The sequence below is a fragment of the Bradyrhizobium sp. CIR48 genome (assembly GCF_014198315.1).
Lineage (GTDB): Bacteria > Pseudomonadota > Alphaproteobacteria > Rhizobiales > Xanthobacteraceae > Bradyrhizobium.
On record NZ_JACIHG010000011.1, the window covers coordinates 93,389 to 107,578 of the forward strand.

The 14,190-nt window shown below is 64.6% G+C and carries 18 protein-coding genes and 1 riboswitch; of the genes, 9 read left to right on the forward strand and 9 right to left on the reverse strand.

What is annotated here, in order from left to right:
* Positions 1-4 precede the first annotated feature (4 nt).
* From GGD66_RS30035 to GGD66_RS30055, 5 genes are read right to left on the reverse strand one after another with little or no spacing between them, the layout of a single operon-like run.
* Positions 5-856, reverse strand: a complete 852-nt coding sequence (locus GGD66_RS30035) for an ABC transporter permease (protein WP_179735357.1) — start codon at positions 854-856, stop codon at positions 5-7.
* 2 nt (positions 857-858) lie between these two features.
* Positions 859-1,707 (reverse strand): ABC transporter ATP-binding protein, encoded by an 849-nt coding sequence (locus GGD66_RS30040; RefSeq protein ID WP_018322591.1) that lies wholly within the window; start codon positions 1,705-1,707, stop codon positions 859-861.
* Positions 1,704-2,750, reverse strand: coding sequence for an ABC transporter substrate-binding protein (locus GGD66_RS30045; protein WP_092259923.1), 1,047 nt, complete (start codon positions 2,748-2,750; stop codon positions 1,704-1,706). Before GGD66_RS30045 ends, GGD66_RS30040 begins: the two co-directional genes overlap by 4 nt.
* A gap of 42 nt (positions 2,751-2,792) precedes the next feature.
* Positions 2,793-4,007 carry a CaiB/BaiF CoA-transferase family protein gene (locus tag GGD66_RS30050; protein WP_183259950.1) on the reverse strand — a complete coding sequence of 405 codons (1,215 nt, stop codon included), beginning with the start codon at positions 4,005-4,007 and terminating at the stop codon, positions 2,793-2,795.
* Positions 4,004-4,939: a hydroxymethylglutaryl-CoA lyase gene (locus GGD66_RS30055; protein WP_183259952.1), complete on the reverse strand. Its 936-nt coding sequence runs from the start codon at positions 4,937-4,939 to the stop codon at positions 4,004-4,006. Before GGD66_RS30055 ends, GGD66_RS30050 begins: the two co-directional genes overlap by 4 nt.
* On the opposite strand from GGD66_RS30055, the gene GGD66_RS30060 reads away from it, so the two are divergent.
* Positions 4,933-5,937, forward strand: a complete 1,005-nt coding sequence (locus tag GGD66_RS30060; RefSeq protein ID WP_244550723.1) for a GntR family transcriptional regulator — start codon at positions 4,933-4,935, stop codon at positions 5,935-5,937. The two genes, GGD66_RS30055 and GGD66_RS30060, sit on opposite strands and share 7 nt — an antisense overlap.
* An 80-nt stretch (positions 5,938-6,017) precedes the next feature.
* Positions 6,018-7,127, forward strand: a complete 1,110-nt coding sequence (locus GGD66_RS30065; RefSeq protein ID WP_246789023.1) for an Acg family FMN-binding oxidoreductase — start codon at positions 6,018-6,020, stop codon at positions 7,125-7,127.
* Here GGD66_RS30065 and GGD66_RS30070 read toward each other — a convergent pair.
* A complete protein-coding gene (locus GGD66_RS30070) occupies positions 7,124-7,756 on the reverse strand; it encodes a hypothetical protein (RefSeq protein WP_183259954.1) in 633 nt (210 codons plus the stop codon). The two genes, GGD66_RS30065 and GGD66_RS30070, sit on opposite strands and share 4 nt — an antisense overlap.
* A 77-nt stretch (positions 7,757-7,833) precedes the next feature.
* Positions 7,834-8,214, reverse strand: a complete 381-nt coding sequence (locus GGD66_RS30075) for a VOC family protein (RefSeq protein WP_092259931.1) — start codon at positions 8,212-8,214, stop codon at positions 7,834-7,836.
* A gap of 104 nt (positions 8,215-8,318) precedes the next feature.
* Between GGD66_RS30075 and GGD66_RS30080 the strand changes: the two genes are divergently transcribed.
* Together GGD66_RS30080 and GGD66_RS30085 are read left to right on the forward strand one after the other, a co-directional pair.
* The gene (locus tag GGD66_RS30080; RefSeq protein ID WP_183259956.1) at positions 8,319-8,477 is read left to right on the forward strand and encodes a hypothetical protein; all 159 of its coding nucleotides are present in this window, start codon (positions 8,319-8,321) and stop codon (positions 8,475-8,477) included.
* Positions 8,467-9,240 carry an enoyl-CoA hydratase/isomerase family protein gene (locus GGD66_RS30085; protein ID WP_312014201.1) on the forward strand — a complete coding sequence of 258 codons (774 nt, stop codon included), beginning with the start codon at positions 8,467-8,469 and terminating at the stop codon, positions 9,238-9,240. Before GGD66_RS30080 ends, GGD66_RS30085 begins: the two co-directional genes overlap by 11 nt.
* 38 nt (positions 9,241-9,278) lie before the next feature.
* On the opposite strand, the gene GGD66_RS30090 is transcribed toward GGD66_RS30085, so the two are convergent.
* On the reverse strand, positions 9,279-9,914 hold the full coding sequence (locus GGD66_RS30090; RefSeq protein ID WP_018322583.1) for a hypothetical protein: 636 nt from the start codon (positions 9,912-9,914) through the stop codon (positions 9,279-9,281).
* Positions 9,915-10,081: 167 nt separating this feature from the next.
* On the reverse strand, positions 10,082-10,945 hold the full coding sequence (locus GGD66_RS30095; protein ID WP_092259935.1) for a DUF1194 domain-containing protein: 864 nt from the start codon (positions 10,943-10,945) through the stop codon (positions 10,082-10,084).
* 272 nt (positions 10,946-11,217) lie between these two features.
* A riboswitch (Fluoride riboswitch) is annotated at positions 11,218-11,308 on the forward strand.
* A gap of 112 nt (positions 11,309-11,420) precedes the next feature.
* Between GGD66_RS30095 and GGD66_RS30100 the strand changes: the two genes are divergently transcribed.
* The 5 genes from GGD66_RS30100 to clpS are packed head-to-tail and all read left to right on the forward strand — an operon-like array spanning position 11,421 to position 14,160.
* Positions 11,421-12,629 carry an MFS transporter gene (locus tag GGD66_RS30100; protein ID WP_183259959.1) on the forward strand — a complete coding sequence of 403 codons (1,209 nt, stop codon included), beginning with the start codon at positions 11,421-11,423 and terminating at the stop codon, positions 12,627-12,629.
* Between the two features lie 19 nt (positions 12,630-12,648).
* Positions 12,649-13,038 (forward strand): fluoride efflux transporter CrcB, encoded by a 390-nt coding sequence (gene crcB, locus GGD66_RS30105; RefSeq protein WP_183259961.1) that lies wholly within the window; start codon positions 12,649-12,651, stop codon positions 13,036-13,038.
* A 6-nt stretch (positions 13,039-13,044) separates the two neighbouring features.
* The gene (gene crcB / locus GGD66_RS30110) at positions 13,045-13,467 is read left to right on the forward strand and encodes a fluoride efflux transporter CrcB (RefSeq protein ID WP_183259963.1); all 423 of its coding nucleotides are present in this window, start codon (positions 13,045-13,047) and stop codon (positions 13,465-13,467) included.
* Between the two features lie 2 nt (positions 13,468-13,469).
* Positions 13,470-13,811: a DUF190 domain-containing protein gene (locus GGD66_RS30115; RefSeq protein ID WP_018322578.1), complete on the forward strand. Its 342-nt coding sequence runs from the start codon at positions 13,470-13,472 to the stop codon at positions 13,809-13,811.
* Between the two features lie 43 nt (positions 13,812-13,854).
* Entirely contained in the window at positions 13,855-14,160 is a 306-nt protein-coding gene (gene clpS / locus GGD66_RS30120; protein ID WP_018322577.1) for an ATP-dependent Clp protease adapter ClpS, read from the forward strand.
* Positions 14,161-14,190: the final 30 nt, after the last annotated feature.

Genomic DNA, 14,190 nt, shown 5'->3' on the forward strand with positions numbered 1-14,190 from the left:
GCCGCTATGCCGATGGCTCGAATTGCGGCTGCCATCGTAGCAGATAGGACTGCAGCGAGCGCACCGCGATCGCCAGCAGGATGCCGACGAACATCATGACGAAGATGGCCACCATCATCTCGCTGGCATTGGCCCGCGCCTCCGCCTCGATGATGAGCTTGCCGAGGCCGCGCTCGGCGCCGATGAACTCGCCAACGATGACGCCGATCAGCGCAAAAGACACCGCCGGCAACAGCGAAGCGAACACCCAGGCGAGCGCGGACGGGATCACGACCGTACGCAGCACGGTGAACTCGCTGGCGCCGAGCAGACGGGCGGCAGCGATCTGGTCGCGGTCGACCGCACGCGTTCCCTCGAAGGTGTTGAAGAACACCACGAAGAACACGACGAGCCAGGCGGTCGCGATCTTGGAGAGATCGCCAAGGCCGAAGATCAGGATGACGAGCGGTACCAGCGCAATGCGCGGTATCGAGTTGAGCGCCACGATGTAGGGTCCGAACACGCGGGCAAGGAAATCCGAACGGCCGAGGACCAGGCCAGCCGCGATCCCGCTCGCAGAGCCGAACAGAAAGCCCCACCAGGTATTCTTCAGCGTGACGAGCGTGGCGAGCCAAAGATTGTTGTCGTTGCCCCTGATGCAGGCGGCAAAGCCGCCAGCGTCAGCGAAGCAGCCGAGCCGCAGAAAGCTCTGCCAGATCAGCGACGGCTTGGCGACAAAATAGGGATCGAGGATTTTGGGCACGTAAGCCCTCGGCAGCAACGCCTTGCTCCATTCAAAGCCCCACTGCCAGATGACGAGCACGGCTGCGAGAATGGCCAATTGCCAGAACAGAATCACGGCGCGGTTGTTGGACATGGTCAATCGACCCTGGTGCGGCGGAATTCTTCGCCGAGGGAGTGCCAGATGTGAGAATAGAGGCGGCCGAATTCGGCGCTCTCGCGCACGGCCACGGGGTCACGCGGCCGCGGGATGGCGACGTCGAAGTCTTCCTTCAGTCGCCCGGGCCGCGCCGAAAGCAGGATGATGCGGCTCGCGAGCGTCAGCGCCTCGCCGAGATCGTGCGTCACAAACAGCACCGTCTGCCGCTCGCGTTCCCAGATCTCCAGCAGCGTCTTGTGCATCTCCAGCTTGGTGTGGGTGTCGAGCGCACCGAACGGCTCGTCCATCAGCAGGATCTCGGGCTCCAGGATCAGCGTGCGCATCAAGGCGACGCGCTGGCGCATGCCGCCGGACAGCATGCGTGGAAAGCTCTGACCAAAGCCCGAGAGCCCGGCCTTCTCGACCGCCGAAGCGACGCGGCTGGCGCGCTCGGTCTTCGGCAACCCGGCGATCTCCAGCCCATAGCCGATGTTCTGCTCCACGGTTCGCCAGGGAAATAGCGTATCGCGCTGGAAGACATAACCGACCCTGGGGTTGACCGTGCCGGTCTCGACCGCGTCCTCGTCGATTAGGATGCGTCCACCCGAGCGCGGCAGCAGCCCCGCGACCATGTTGAGAATGGTGCTCTTGCCGCAGCCGGATGGACCCAGCAGCGCAACGAACTCGCCCTGCTTGACCTCGAATGAGACGTCATCCACCGCCACGAACTCGCGGCCGGACGCGTTGAAGCGCTTGGCAAGCCCCTGCACGGCAATGCGGACGCGCGCTGCCGCTGTGTGATCCTCGTCGCGCGCGAGCGCAAGGCCCTGGCCCGTCGCGGCGATCATTTGTATTTCGCCCTGGCGGCCTGGAGGAAGCTCATGTCGACGACATCCTCGTATTTGGTCTCGGGAATATCCGTGCCCTTGCGGTACCAGGGCTTGGCGCCGCGTTCGAACGCAGTCTTGTCGATGACGCCGTCATAGGCCCAGGTCGACTTGTCGAAGCCGAGTTCGGCATTGACCGCGTCGGGATCGATGCCCGAGAAATATTTCGGCGTGACCAGCGCCTGCACCTCCGCGAGTGGCGCCGCCTTCACGAACGCCATCGCGCGGTAGATCGCATTGACGTAGGCCTGCACCAACGCCTTGTCCTGCTCCACCGTGTCCTGGAGCGTGTAGATCACGAGCACGGGCAGCGTGCCGCCGAAATCCTTCTCGAACACGCCCGGCTTGGACGTGTCGTAAATCGTCTTGCCAAACCCTTTCTTCTCGACCTCGACGATCCAGCTCGGCGGCGCCATGATGGCATCGAACTGCTTGGTCTGGAGCGAGGGGAACATCGTGTTGGTTCCGCCGCCTGCGACCCAGTTCACCTTGTCGCCGAGCCCGCGCGCTTCGAACACATAGGTGCCGAACACCCAGGTGCCCGAGCCGATCGCGGTGGCGGCAACGATCGGCTTGGCGCCGTCCGGCCGCTTGTAGTCGGCGAGCTTCTCGACCGAATTGATGCCGCTGTCGTGGAGGTCCTGCCGGACCATGATGTTGGCGTAGGAGCACACCATCTCGGTAGCGAGCAGTATCTTGCAGGGCTTGCCGCGCGCGCCGAGCTGGAGCGGGTGACTGGCATCGCCATGGGCGAACAGCGCCTGTCCTGCCGCCAGCGTCTGGCGGCCGAACGTGCCGGCATTGCCGGTGACGAGCTTGGAATCGAGCCCTTCGTCCTTGAAGTACCCCTTCAGCTCGGCGATCATGCCGATGGCGTAGACCGGCGACACCGGTCCGAACGCAAGGGAGACCTGCTTGCTTTGCGCAAGCAATCGCCCCGGCAACAGCGATGCTCCGGCCAATGCGGAGCCCGCGATCAGCGCCTCGCGCCTGGTAATGCTCATGTGCTCCTCCTCCCTCGTTTTTTGTTCGATTACGCCGATCGGTCAGGACGGCGCGAACTTGATCGTCCCTGCTTGTCGCAGCGCCTCGATGTCTTCCGGAGACATGCCGATCTCGCGCAGGATCTCCCCACTGTGCTCACCGATCCCAGGTGGATCGTAGCGGTTGGGCAGCCGCCTTCCGTCCATGGAAATCGGCAACAGCGGTGTCTTGGCCTCACCGCCATCGGGCAGCCGAATATCGGTCAGGCCGCCCGACTGGTTGAGATGCGGATCATCGAAGAGATCGCCGGGCTTGTTGACCGGCGCGTAGGGCAGATCCAGCTGCTCGAGGCGCGCGGCGAGATCGGCCTTGTCCCATTGCTTGAAGATCTTCGCGATTTCCGGGATCAGCCAGCTGCGATGATCGACGCGGTCGTTGCTCGTGGCAAAGCGCGGATCAACGAGCCAGGCGTCACGATCGAAGGCGCGGCAGAACGCCGCCCATTGCTCTTCGCCGACGATGGTGACGAACAGCTTCGAGCCGTCCCTGGTGTCGAAGAGATCGTAGACCGGCCACGGACTGTCCTTGATGGAATACGGGATCGACGGCTGGCCGCTGACCACCTCGCACATCATGGCCTGCGCCATCAGGAACACGTTGTTTTCGTACAGCGCGCTCTGGATGTAACGGCCGCGGCCGGTCCGCTGCCGCTCGGCGAGCGCGGCCTGGATCGCGATCACGCCGAACATGCCGCCCATGACGTCGTTGACCGAGGCCCCGGCGCGCATGGGACGATCGGGCAAGCCGGTCATATAAGCGAGGCCACCCATCATCTGCACCACCTCGTCGAGCGCGAGGCGGTTCTCGTACGGGCCGGGCAGATACCCCTTGAGCGAGCAATAGATCAGGCGGGGCGCAAACGCCGCGACGCTCTCGTAGTCGAGGCCGATCCGTTTCAAGAGGCCCGGCCGGAAATTCTCGATCAGGACATCGCTGTTCTCGATCAGCCTGCGTGCGACGTTCTGGCCGTCCGCGGTCGACGTATCCAGCGCGATGCTGCGCTTGTTGCGGCTGTAGGTGGCGAAGAAACCGGCGGCTGGGCCCTTGAAAGTGCGGGTGCGGTCGCCCTTGGGCGGCTCGACCTTGATCACGTCGGCGCCGAGATCGGCCAGGATCAAGCCGCAGCTCGGCCCCATCACCATCTGACTGAACTCGATGACGCGAAGCCCGGCGAGCGGGCGAAGCTCCGATGCCGTCTCATGTGCAGCCGTGGTCATGCCGCGCTCCGCAGGACTTTGGGAATGCCCGCCTCGTGCAGATGCCCCGTCAAATGTTTTGCCGGGATATGGCGGGCGAGGATCTCGCGCGTCTGCATCAGACGGTCGAGGTCGATGCCGGTGGAGAGCCCCATGCGTTCCAGCATGAATACGAGGTCCTCGGTGACGATGTTGCCGCGCGCACCGGGAGCAAAGGGGCAGCCACCGAGGCCGGACACCGCAGCGTCGAAACGGCGGATGCCGGCTTCGAGACCAGCGACGGCATTGGCAAGGCCCGCACCGAGCGTGTCGTGCAGATGCAGCCGCAGCGTCATTTGCGACCCGACCTCACCCCGCACGGCTTGGATGATCTGCCCGATCAATTTCGGGGTGGCATAGCCGACGGTGTCGGCAAGGCCGATCTCGTCGGCACGGGCCTCGGCAAAAGCGCGCGCCACCCGGCACACGGCTGCCTCGCTCACCTCGCCCTCCAGCGAGCAGCCGAAGGCGGTGGCAATCGCGCCCATCAATTGCGGCCGTTGGCCCACGGGCCGGGCGTCGATCGCGGCGCGGACCGCGCGAAATCCCTCGATCTGCTCATCGACCGTGCGGCGCACATTGGCGCGATTATGCGTCTCGCTGGCGGAGATCACGAAGTAGACGGCGTTGACACCGGCGGCGATGGCGCGCTCGGCGCCCTTCGCGTTCGGCACCAGCGCACCGATGGTCGCCGATTTGTGCGTGAGCGCGTGTGTCATCACCGTATCGACGTCGGCGAACTGCGGCACGACCTTTGGCGGCACGAACGAGCCGGCATCGATCTCGCGCACGCCGGCAGCGGCGATCGTGTCGATCAACGCGCATTTGGCTTCGGTCGGAACGAAGATGTCGAGATTCTGCAGACCATCGCGGGGAGCGACCTCGCAAATATGGACATCCGGCGCGCGTGCCATCGGGCTCTCCCTGGGTCGATTGTATATTGTTGCATAAAAGAACAATCCGTGGGACAGTCTGTCAAGCCCTAAATCTCGCGTGCAGTGCAATGAGCTCATCAGACAGTTCCCGACAACGCACCGACAAGAACGGTTCCGAACGCGCCGAACACCTTGCCGGGCTCATCATGGCGCTGGCCCGGCGCGAAGGCATGAAGGCCGGCGACCGCCTGATCGAACAAAGGCTTGCCGACGCGCTGGACCTTTCGCGCGCGCCGATCCGGCTCGGCCTGAAGGCGCTGGAAGCAGCGGGGCTGGCGCGCGGCGAGCCGCATCGTGGTTTTGTGCTGGCGAAGAATCCCACCAGCGGCGCAGCCCAACCGGCGCTCGCGGCAGTGAGGCGCAACGAGCAGGTTTATGCGTCCGTCGCAGGCGACGTGCTCGCGAGCCGGCTGCCGACCGACGTTACCGAGGCGGAACTGATGCGCCGCTATGACGTCACGCGGGCCGAGCTGCAGCGGCTGCTGGACCGGATCGCTGCCGAGGGCTGGATCGCACGCCTGCCGGGCTATGGCTGGCGTTTCGCAGAGACGGTCTCAAGCCCCGAAGCTCAAGCACAGGCCAAGGCGTTTCGCGCGGTGATCGAGCCGGCGGCGATCGCGCAGCCGGGTTTTACGCTGCCGCAGGAGGTGATCACGCGCCTGCGCGAGCGCCAACAGCGCGTGTTCGAAGGCGAGATCGAGAAGATGACGATCGGCGAGATCTTTCACTCCGGCTGCGAATTCCACGAAGACATCATCCGCGGCGCCGGCAATCCCTTTTTTCTCGAAGCGCTCAAGCGCGTGAACTCGATCAGACGCCTGTTCGCCTATCGCAGCTTCGCCGACCGCGACGGCATGCGCCGGCACGTGCGCGAGCATTTGCGCCTGCTCGACGTCCTGGAAACGCGACGTTACACGGAGGCGGCGGAACTGATGGCCAGGCACCTGCAAAGGCCGCTGGTGGCGGGCTTGTCGTGATGCCCAAACCAGAATTGCGTGGACCGGTCATCTGATCTTGATTCCGGTCAATCGTTCTGGCGCCCGTTGCTGCTAGAGGCATGCTGCGCAAGGACATGGAGCGGACGTTTGTGGTTGACCGACGGCAGTTCATCGCGGCCGCACTCGGGATTCCCGCGGCTGCGATCGGCGGCTTCCCTGCCGCGGGAGCAACGATGACCTATGACGCGGCGGTGACGACGTCGCGGGCTCCGCTGCAGGCCGTGCCACGGGATCGCGAGCTCGTGCGCTTTGCCACCCTCGCCGTCAATAGCCATAACACCCAGCCGTGGGTCTTCTCCGCGCACGGCAACGAAATCACGATCGCGCCGGATTTTTCGCGCCGCTGTCCAGCCGTCGATCCGGACGATCATCACCTCTTCGTCAGCCTCGGCTGCGCCGCCGAAAACCTCATCCTCGCTGCATCCACGCTGGGCTGGCGCGCCGACCCGGTCATCGACGGCGACCGCATCGTGATCACGCTCGAGGAAACACCGCCAGCCGCATCGGCGTTGGCGGCCGCGATTCCGGTACGGCAGTGCACGCGCGCGACGTTCGACGGCAGGCCGGCCCCGCCCGAGACCTTGCGCCGGCTCGAGAACGCCTGTCGCGAACCTGATGTCACGACCATCCTGCTGACCGAGCACGCCGCGATCGCGAAGGTCGCCGACTACGTGATCGAAGGCAACGCCGCGCAGATGCGCGACGGGGCCTTCATGCGCGAGCTCGTGAACTGGATTCGCTTCAACGAGACGGAGGCGCTCGCGAGCATGGACGGGTTGTTCTCACCCGCCTCGGGAAACCTGTCCCTGCCGTCGTGGCTGGCGCGGCCGCTTATGAAACTCGTCTTCACGGAGAGCGGCGAAAACAAGAAGTACCGCGAACAGCTCGTCGGCTCTGCGGGCGTCGTCGTGCTCGCGGCCAATCGCAGCGACACACCGCGCTGGATTGCAGTGGGGCGCGCCTGCCAGCGCTTCGGCTTGCAGGCGACCGCGCTGGGACTGAAATATGCCTTCGTCAACCAGCCGGTCGAGGTGGCGGCGCTGAGGCCGCAATTCGCGGCCTCACTCGGACTCGGTGAGCGGCGCCCCGATATCGTGATGCGTTTCGGGTACGGCCCTGACCTGCCGAAATCGCTGCGGCGTCCGCCTGAACTGGTGATGAGATCCTAACGCCGAAGGCCACTCAGGGCCGGCGACTCGCCGGGCAGCATGTTCGATCTGATATCGCTGTCCATGCGACCCGAGTCCTGCTGGATGAAACCGGCGCCGAACGACAGACTGAGGTTGGAGGTCGGCTTGAACTCGACGCCCGCAAATGCGCTGGTGCCGGGCGTCGCACCGGACGTCAGCGGCGCAAGCGAGCTGCCGATGCCGTTGCCATATTTCAGCGTGTCGAAACCGGCAAAAAAGGTGACGGGCATGTCGCCCAAGGTTTTGGTGGTGTAGCCGAACTGGGTGCTGTCATACGAGAGCGCGCTGAAATTGCCGGCAAAACCACTCTGACCAAATCCACTCTGACCAAGTCCGGTCTGACTGAGCCCGCTCCAATTGAGGTTGCCGCGCTGGCTGCCGACGAAGAAGCCGTTCGCAAAATTGGTGCGCCCGCCTGCGTCACCGGCATTGAAGCTCGGAAAATTGCCGTAAGGATCGGAGCCCTGGCCATCGCTGCCGCCAAAGCCAAACGGTCCGCCCGGTATGACATATCTCAGCGGTGCAACTTGTGCATCAACGGAGGTGCCGCTGAGGCAGAGTACGGCGCCGATAGCTGCAAGACCGCATGAAGTTGCAAGGCGGGACATTCAGGTAACCTTCGAAAACCTCGCAAATCATACCCTCCGGCGATGAGAAATGCCAGCGAGGCCGCGCCGGCATCGCCTCAGGGTTCCGGGATACCCATGCCGAAAGTGAGCTGATTGCCGTCGGCATCAACGATGTCGAAATCGCGCATGCCGTAATCGCGATCCTCCGGCTGGTTGATGGGCCTGGCGCCACGGCCGGACAATTCGGCATAGAGCAGGTCGACGTCGCGGACGAAAATGCAGAGGCCGCCCTGCCCGGGCAAGCGTTTCGTCCTGGCCGCTGCCAGCAGATGCAGGGCGACCTCCTCGCGACAGAGGCAGGCGTAGGACAGCGGCTCACCATATTCGAAGGTGACCTCGAACCCGAGCACGTCGCGGTAATAGGCGAGGCTCGCGGCGATGTCGGAGACGACGAAAACGGTGGCCGAGCCGGCCAACATGGGATGTTCGTCGGTCATCTGTCCTCTCCGTCGCGAGCAATCTCCAGAGTGCAGCCTAGCATGCGCGCCCGAGGTCTTGCACGGGCCGCGCCGCAACGTAAGCTGGTCATGAAGCCGCGCACTTGCCGCTGACGATCCCGCATCTGGCGGAACGGACTAATGATGTCTGGCAGCTGATCGGCGATGGCGCCCTTGCGGCCGCCTGCGACGTCTTGCGCAAGGTCGAGCGGCAGTTGAAGGTGCTGTCCCGATCAAGGCATGGAGAACTCGGTGACCTCTGACAATCCCGTCGCGTACGAGTGCTTTGGCAACATCGCCCGCATCACGCTGCGCCGCCCACCGGTCAATGCGCTGAGCCTCGAGATGATCCGCGCAGTTGTGGCCGCCTTCCGCCGCGCTGCGGATGACGACGGCGCACGCGTTGTCGTGCTGGCGAGCGCAATTGCAAAACGTTTTTCGGCGGGCCTCGACCTCGACATCCTGCTTGGCAGATCCGGCGCCGAGATCCGGGAATTCCTCCGGGCGCTCTATATCGACCTTTACGATGCCCAGTACGGGCTCGGAAAACCCTCGATCGCCGCGGTCGGCGGTGCGGCGCGCGGCGGCGGCATGACCATGGCGGTGTCCTGCGACGTGGTGCTGGCAGCCGAGAGCGCGACGTTCGGCTATCCCGAGATCGACGTCGGCGTCATTCCCGCGATCCACTACGCACATCTGCCGCGCATCGTCGGGCGCCATCGCGCCTTCGAGCTGCTGTTCACCGGCCGGGTCTTCAGCGCCATGGAAGCGCGCGAGCTCGGCGTGGTGAACCGCGTCGTCGGCGATGCCGAACTCGAGGCCGAGGTGGCGAAGCTCGCTGCGCAGTTCACCGGCAAATCGGCCACGGTGCTGCGGATGGGCCGCGCCGCCTTCATGCGCCAGATCGATCTCGATTATCGCCGCAGCATTGCGAGCGCCGTGGACGATTTCTGCAACGTCGCGACGTCGGATGAGGCGCAGGAGGGCTTGAGGGCGTTCGTGGAGAAGCGGGCGCCGAAATGGTGAGGACAGCAGGCCCCCGCGCGTGTCGGAGCGCCGCGCGTTCAGGCGGTCCTGTCCACGGAGGACGATGAATCGGCCGGCGGATATTTCGTCACCGGCACCATGAAGGATTTGGTGCCGACCTGGTAGATGACCTTGCCGTTCTGCCCGTCATCGGTCGCGATCTGCGTCTGCCCGAACATGATGACGTTCTTGTAGACGTAGCCGGTGCCCTGGCGGGTGACGCCGTCGGTGGTGACGCTGACCTGGGCTTCCTTGCCATTGACCGCGAGCACCTTGAAGCTCGCGCTCTTGCCGTTGGCGCTGGAATAGCCGCCCCAGCTTCCCATGAGACGGCTGTCGGAAGCCGGCGGGGCCTGCTTCTCGAGATTCGCGGTCTGCTTGCCAGCGCCCCCGAAGGAGAACAGCATCACCATGTTCTTGCCGTCTTTGGTGCCGACCGTCACCCCGCCAAAGGTGATGAGCGTGCCCTGGACCTCGGCAAAGCCGCGCTCGGTGTGCCCGTTATGGGTGTACTCGACCTGCGCGCGGGCCCCGCGGATGTTCACGACCTTGAAGCCGACGGGCTGGTTGTTGCCCACCCAATTGCCCTTCCAGTCACCGAGCAGCGCGCTCTGGTGATACAGCCGCTCATTGGCGGGAGAAATCTGGCTGGTGCTCGATGAGATGACGGCCATGTGATTGCTCGGAAGACGGGCCCGACCGACCCACTTCGTTTGGCTTCAGCGATATCGGGACGCCGACTGAAACGGACAGAAACCGACCGATTAGGGCCATGCACCGGTTAACGAGCCGTTAAGTTCAACTGCCGGTTGGATGGGCAAAAGGTCTCAGCCGGGGGGCTTCATCGTCCCCAACGGTCCGACCAGATCTTCTCGCCGATCAGGCAATTGACGCGCGGCTCCTTGTCGGCGACGCGCATCACGGGGCGCTCCGGCGTGCGGCCGGCGACCTCCATCAGCAGCTTGGTGCGGATCGCCTCCTTGAACTTGTCACGGTCCTTGATCGTGATGACGAAGGAGCCCGGACCGCCGATGACGCAGTCCTCGTAATAGAAATCGAGATTGTCGATATCCATGGTCGAATAGGACGGCTCCTTGACCATGATCGGCAGGCCGTTGATGACGACGCCCTTCTCCAGCGCGGCGTCGCGCGCCACCGTGACGGGGCCGCCATTGTTGTTGGGGCCGTCGCCGGAAATGTCGATCACACGGCGCAGGCCCCGATAGGGATCCTCGTCGAACAGCGGCATCGCGAACGTGATCGCGCCGGAGATCGAGGTACGCGAGGCGCGCCGGATCGGCGTCTTCATGATCTCGGCGGCAACCGCATCGGCCGTCTCCGGTCCGTCGACCAGCCGCCAGGGAATGATGATCTTCTGGTCGCTCGAGGCGGCCCACTCGAAATAGGTCACCGCGATCCGGCCGTTCGGACCGAGCTTCAGCGCCTGAAGAAATTCCTTCGACTGGATCGCCTGCGCATAGCCTTCGCGCTGGATCGCGAGCTCGTCCATGTCCATGGAGTAAGAGACATCGACGGCGAGGATCAGCTCGACGTCGACCGTCTGCGCGTCCTTGTCGGCCGCAAGCCGCTGCGGCTCGTTCTTTGGCGGTTCAAATTTTGGTCCTGGTGCCGCGATGCCCGCGACGTCCCCTCCGGCAAACATGCCGGCAACCAGCACAGCCCCGATCGAGAACAGCAAGCGCATCGCAGTCTCCCGTCGTATGACGCGATGGTGACATGCAATCGCCGAGCCGCAAAGGGCGAAGATCGCTTGCGCTTCACATTCAGGTTAGGAAGCTGCGGGTTGGGTATGTGCACGCCCTTGCGCAAAGCTGCCGCCGTGTTGCCGCGCTCGCGCCGCTGGAACGCGCCAGATTGCTCGCATCATCGGGCTCGCGATGCGCAAAGCCGGAACGACGAGCCGCGGGACAGAGCGTCCCGCCTACTTGTCCGGCACGATTTCCATGCTAGGTTGGCCAGACAGATGGGGATGGAGTCCCCCGATAACCGCCCGGCGGCCTTGAACCCGTATCCTGGACCGTAGTGGGCTGATGACTCCTGCTTGAGGAGGGGCAATCATTGGGCCTCTGCCTTTGGCGGGAGCATGGACAAACCCGCCGGTGGCGGGTTTTTTGTTGTCTGGCCTTTGGCCAGGAGAACGCGAAGGAGACGGCGACGACGTGACGACGACGACACCGACTGCTGCACGTAGCGGGTTGCCCAGGGGGATCTGGGTGCTTGGCTTCGTCTCGATGCTGATGGACATCTCCTCCGAGATGATCCACGCGCTCCTGCCGGTCTATCTCGTCACCGTGCTCGGCGCTTCGACGCTCACCGTCGGCTTCATCGAGGGCATCGCGGAGGCGACGGCCTCGATCACGAAGATCTTCTCCGGCGCATTGTCCGACTGGCTCGGCCGCCGCAAACTGCTCGCAGTGCTCGGCTATGGGCTCGCGGCCTTCACCAAACCGTTGTTCCCGCTTGCCCCCAGCGTCGGATGGCTGGTGGCCGCGCGCTTCATCGACCGTGTCGGCAAGGGCATACGCGGCGCCCCGCGCGATGCGCTGATCGCCGATATCGCACCTCGCGGCCTGCGCGGGGCGAGCTTTGGCCTGCGGCAGTCGCTCGACACCATCGGCGCCTTCCTCGGGCCGCTCGTGGCGATCGGCCTGATGTGGTGGACGGCAGACAATTTTGTCGCGGTGTTCTGGGTGGCGGTGCTACCGGCCTTCCTGTCGTTCGGCTTGATCGCGTTCGCGGTGAGCGAGCCGGAGCCGGATCCGAGCCGGGAGCCTGCGGGGAATCCGCTCAATCTCGCCGCGATGCGGCAGCTCGGCACGGTCTATTGGCGCGTCGTGGCCGTCGGCGTCGTCTTCACCCTCGCCCGCTTCAGCGAGGCCTTCTTGATCCTGCGGGCACAGAACATCGGGCTCAATGCGATGTGGGTGCCGGCGGTGCTGGTGCTGATGAACATCGCCTACGCGCTGTCGGCCTATCCGGCCGGCGTGCTCTCGGACCGGATCAACCGGACCGGCCTGCTCGCGCTCGGGCTCGTCTTCCTCGCCTGTGCCGATCTCGCGCTGGCGCTGCTGCCGAGCCTTGGCGGCCTCGCACTCGGCGTCGTGCTGTGGGGGCTGCATATGGGACTGACGCAAGGATTGCTCTCGGCCCTCGTCGCCGACGCCGCGCCGCCCAGCCTGCGCGGCACCGCGTTCGGCTATTTCAACCTGTTCACCGGCCTTGCCTTGCTGGCCGCGAGCGTGATCGCCGGCGCGCTGTGGGACGCCTATGGTCCGGCAGGAACCTTCTTTGCGGGACTCGGCTTCGCGCTGGTCTCGCTCGTGGGACTCTTGGCCGTCGGCAACAGTCTGGCCGCGGAGGACAAATGAGGATGGGAGGTCGTTCATCGTGCTGAGCGGAGCAATCGCGATCATGGTCGGTAGCGTGCTCGGCGGCTGCGCGCGCTATTTTATTTCCGGCGTGATCGCGCGGCGGCTGGGCGAGACGTTTCCGTGGGGCACCATGACCATCAACGTCACCGGCGCCTTCCTGATCGGCATTCTCGGCGCGCTGGCGACCCATCCCGGCTCGGCCTTTGCCACGCCCAATCCGTGGCTGTTCGCGGTGACGGGATTTCTCGGCTGCTACACCACGGTGTCCTCGTTCAGCCTGCAAACCCTGACACTCGCGCGTAACGGCGAGGCGATGCATGCGCTCGGCAATGTCGTGCTCTCGGTCGGGCTCTGCCTTGCCGCCGTCAGTTGCGGTTTCCTCCTTGCGGACGGCCTGGGAGGCTAGAGGCCGATGAACGCTCCCGCCGAGCGCTGGCGCACTGCGATGCTCTATGCCTGGGTTGCCGCCGGCAGCGTCGTCGGTGGCCTGACGCGCTATCTCGTCGGGCTGGCGCTCGACACCGGGCCGGGCTTTCCCTTCGCGACGCTGTTCATCAACGCGACGGGCTCGCTGATCATCGGCTTCTACGCGACGCTGACCGGCCCCGACGGCCGCATGCTGGCGCGGCCCGAGCACCGGCAATTCGTCATGACCGGGTTCTGCGGCGGCTACACCACCTTTTCGACCTTCAGCCTGGAGACCTTCCGCCTGTTCCACGGCGGCATGAAATACACCGCGCTCGCCTATATCGCGGCGTCCATCATCTGCTGGCTGGTGTCGGTATGGGCAGGGCATATGATGGCGAGCCGCTACAACCGCTTGACGAGGAGTTGACCATGCAAATCCCCAATCAGGCAGTTTCGCTCCGGATCTTCATCGGCGAGAGCGACCATTTCGACGGCAAACCGCTCTATGAAGCGATCGTGATGACCGCGCGCGAGCGGCACCTTGCCGGCGCCACCGTGCTGCGCGGCCCCATGGGCTTCGGCAAGTCGAGCCGGCTGCACACCTCGAAGATCCTGCGGCTTTCGGAAGATTTGCCGCTCTTGATCGAGATCGTCGACAGCGAGGACAACATCAACGCATTCCTGCCCATCCTGGATGGCATGATGTCGAGCGGTCTGATCACCTTGGAGAAGGTGCAGGTCCTGCAATATGGTGCGAAGGCCGCAAGCTGATCGCTGCGGCAGGGAACCCGAGCCCGCGTGTCCGGGAGGCGGAATGAACAACACTGTCACCAAGCCGAAGACGCGGACCAAGACCAAGGTCGAGCGGCCGAAGCTGCACAAGGTCATCCTGATCAACGACGACTACACGCCGCGCGAATTCGTCACCATGATCCTGAAGGCCGAATTCCGCATGACCGAGGATCAGGCCTACAAGGTGATGATCACCGCGCACAAGCTCGGCGCCTGCGTCGTTGCCGTGTTCACCAGGGACGTCGCCGAGACCAAGGCCACCCGCGCCACCGATGCCGGCCGCGCCAAGGGCTATCCACTGCTGTTCACGACCGAGCCGGAGGAATAGGGCGTCGTTTGCCCGCTTCCGGTCAATTTT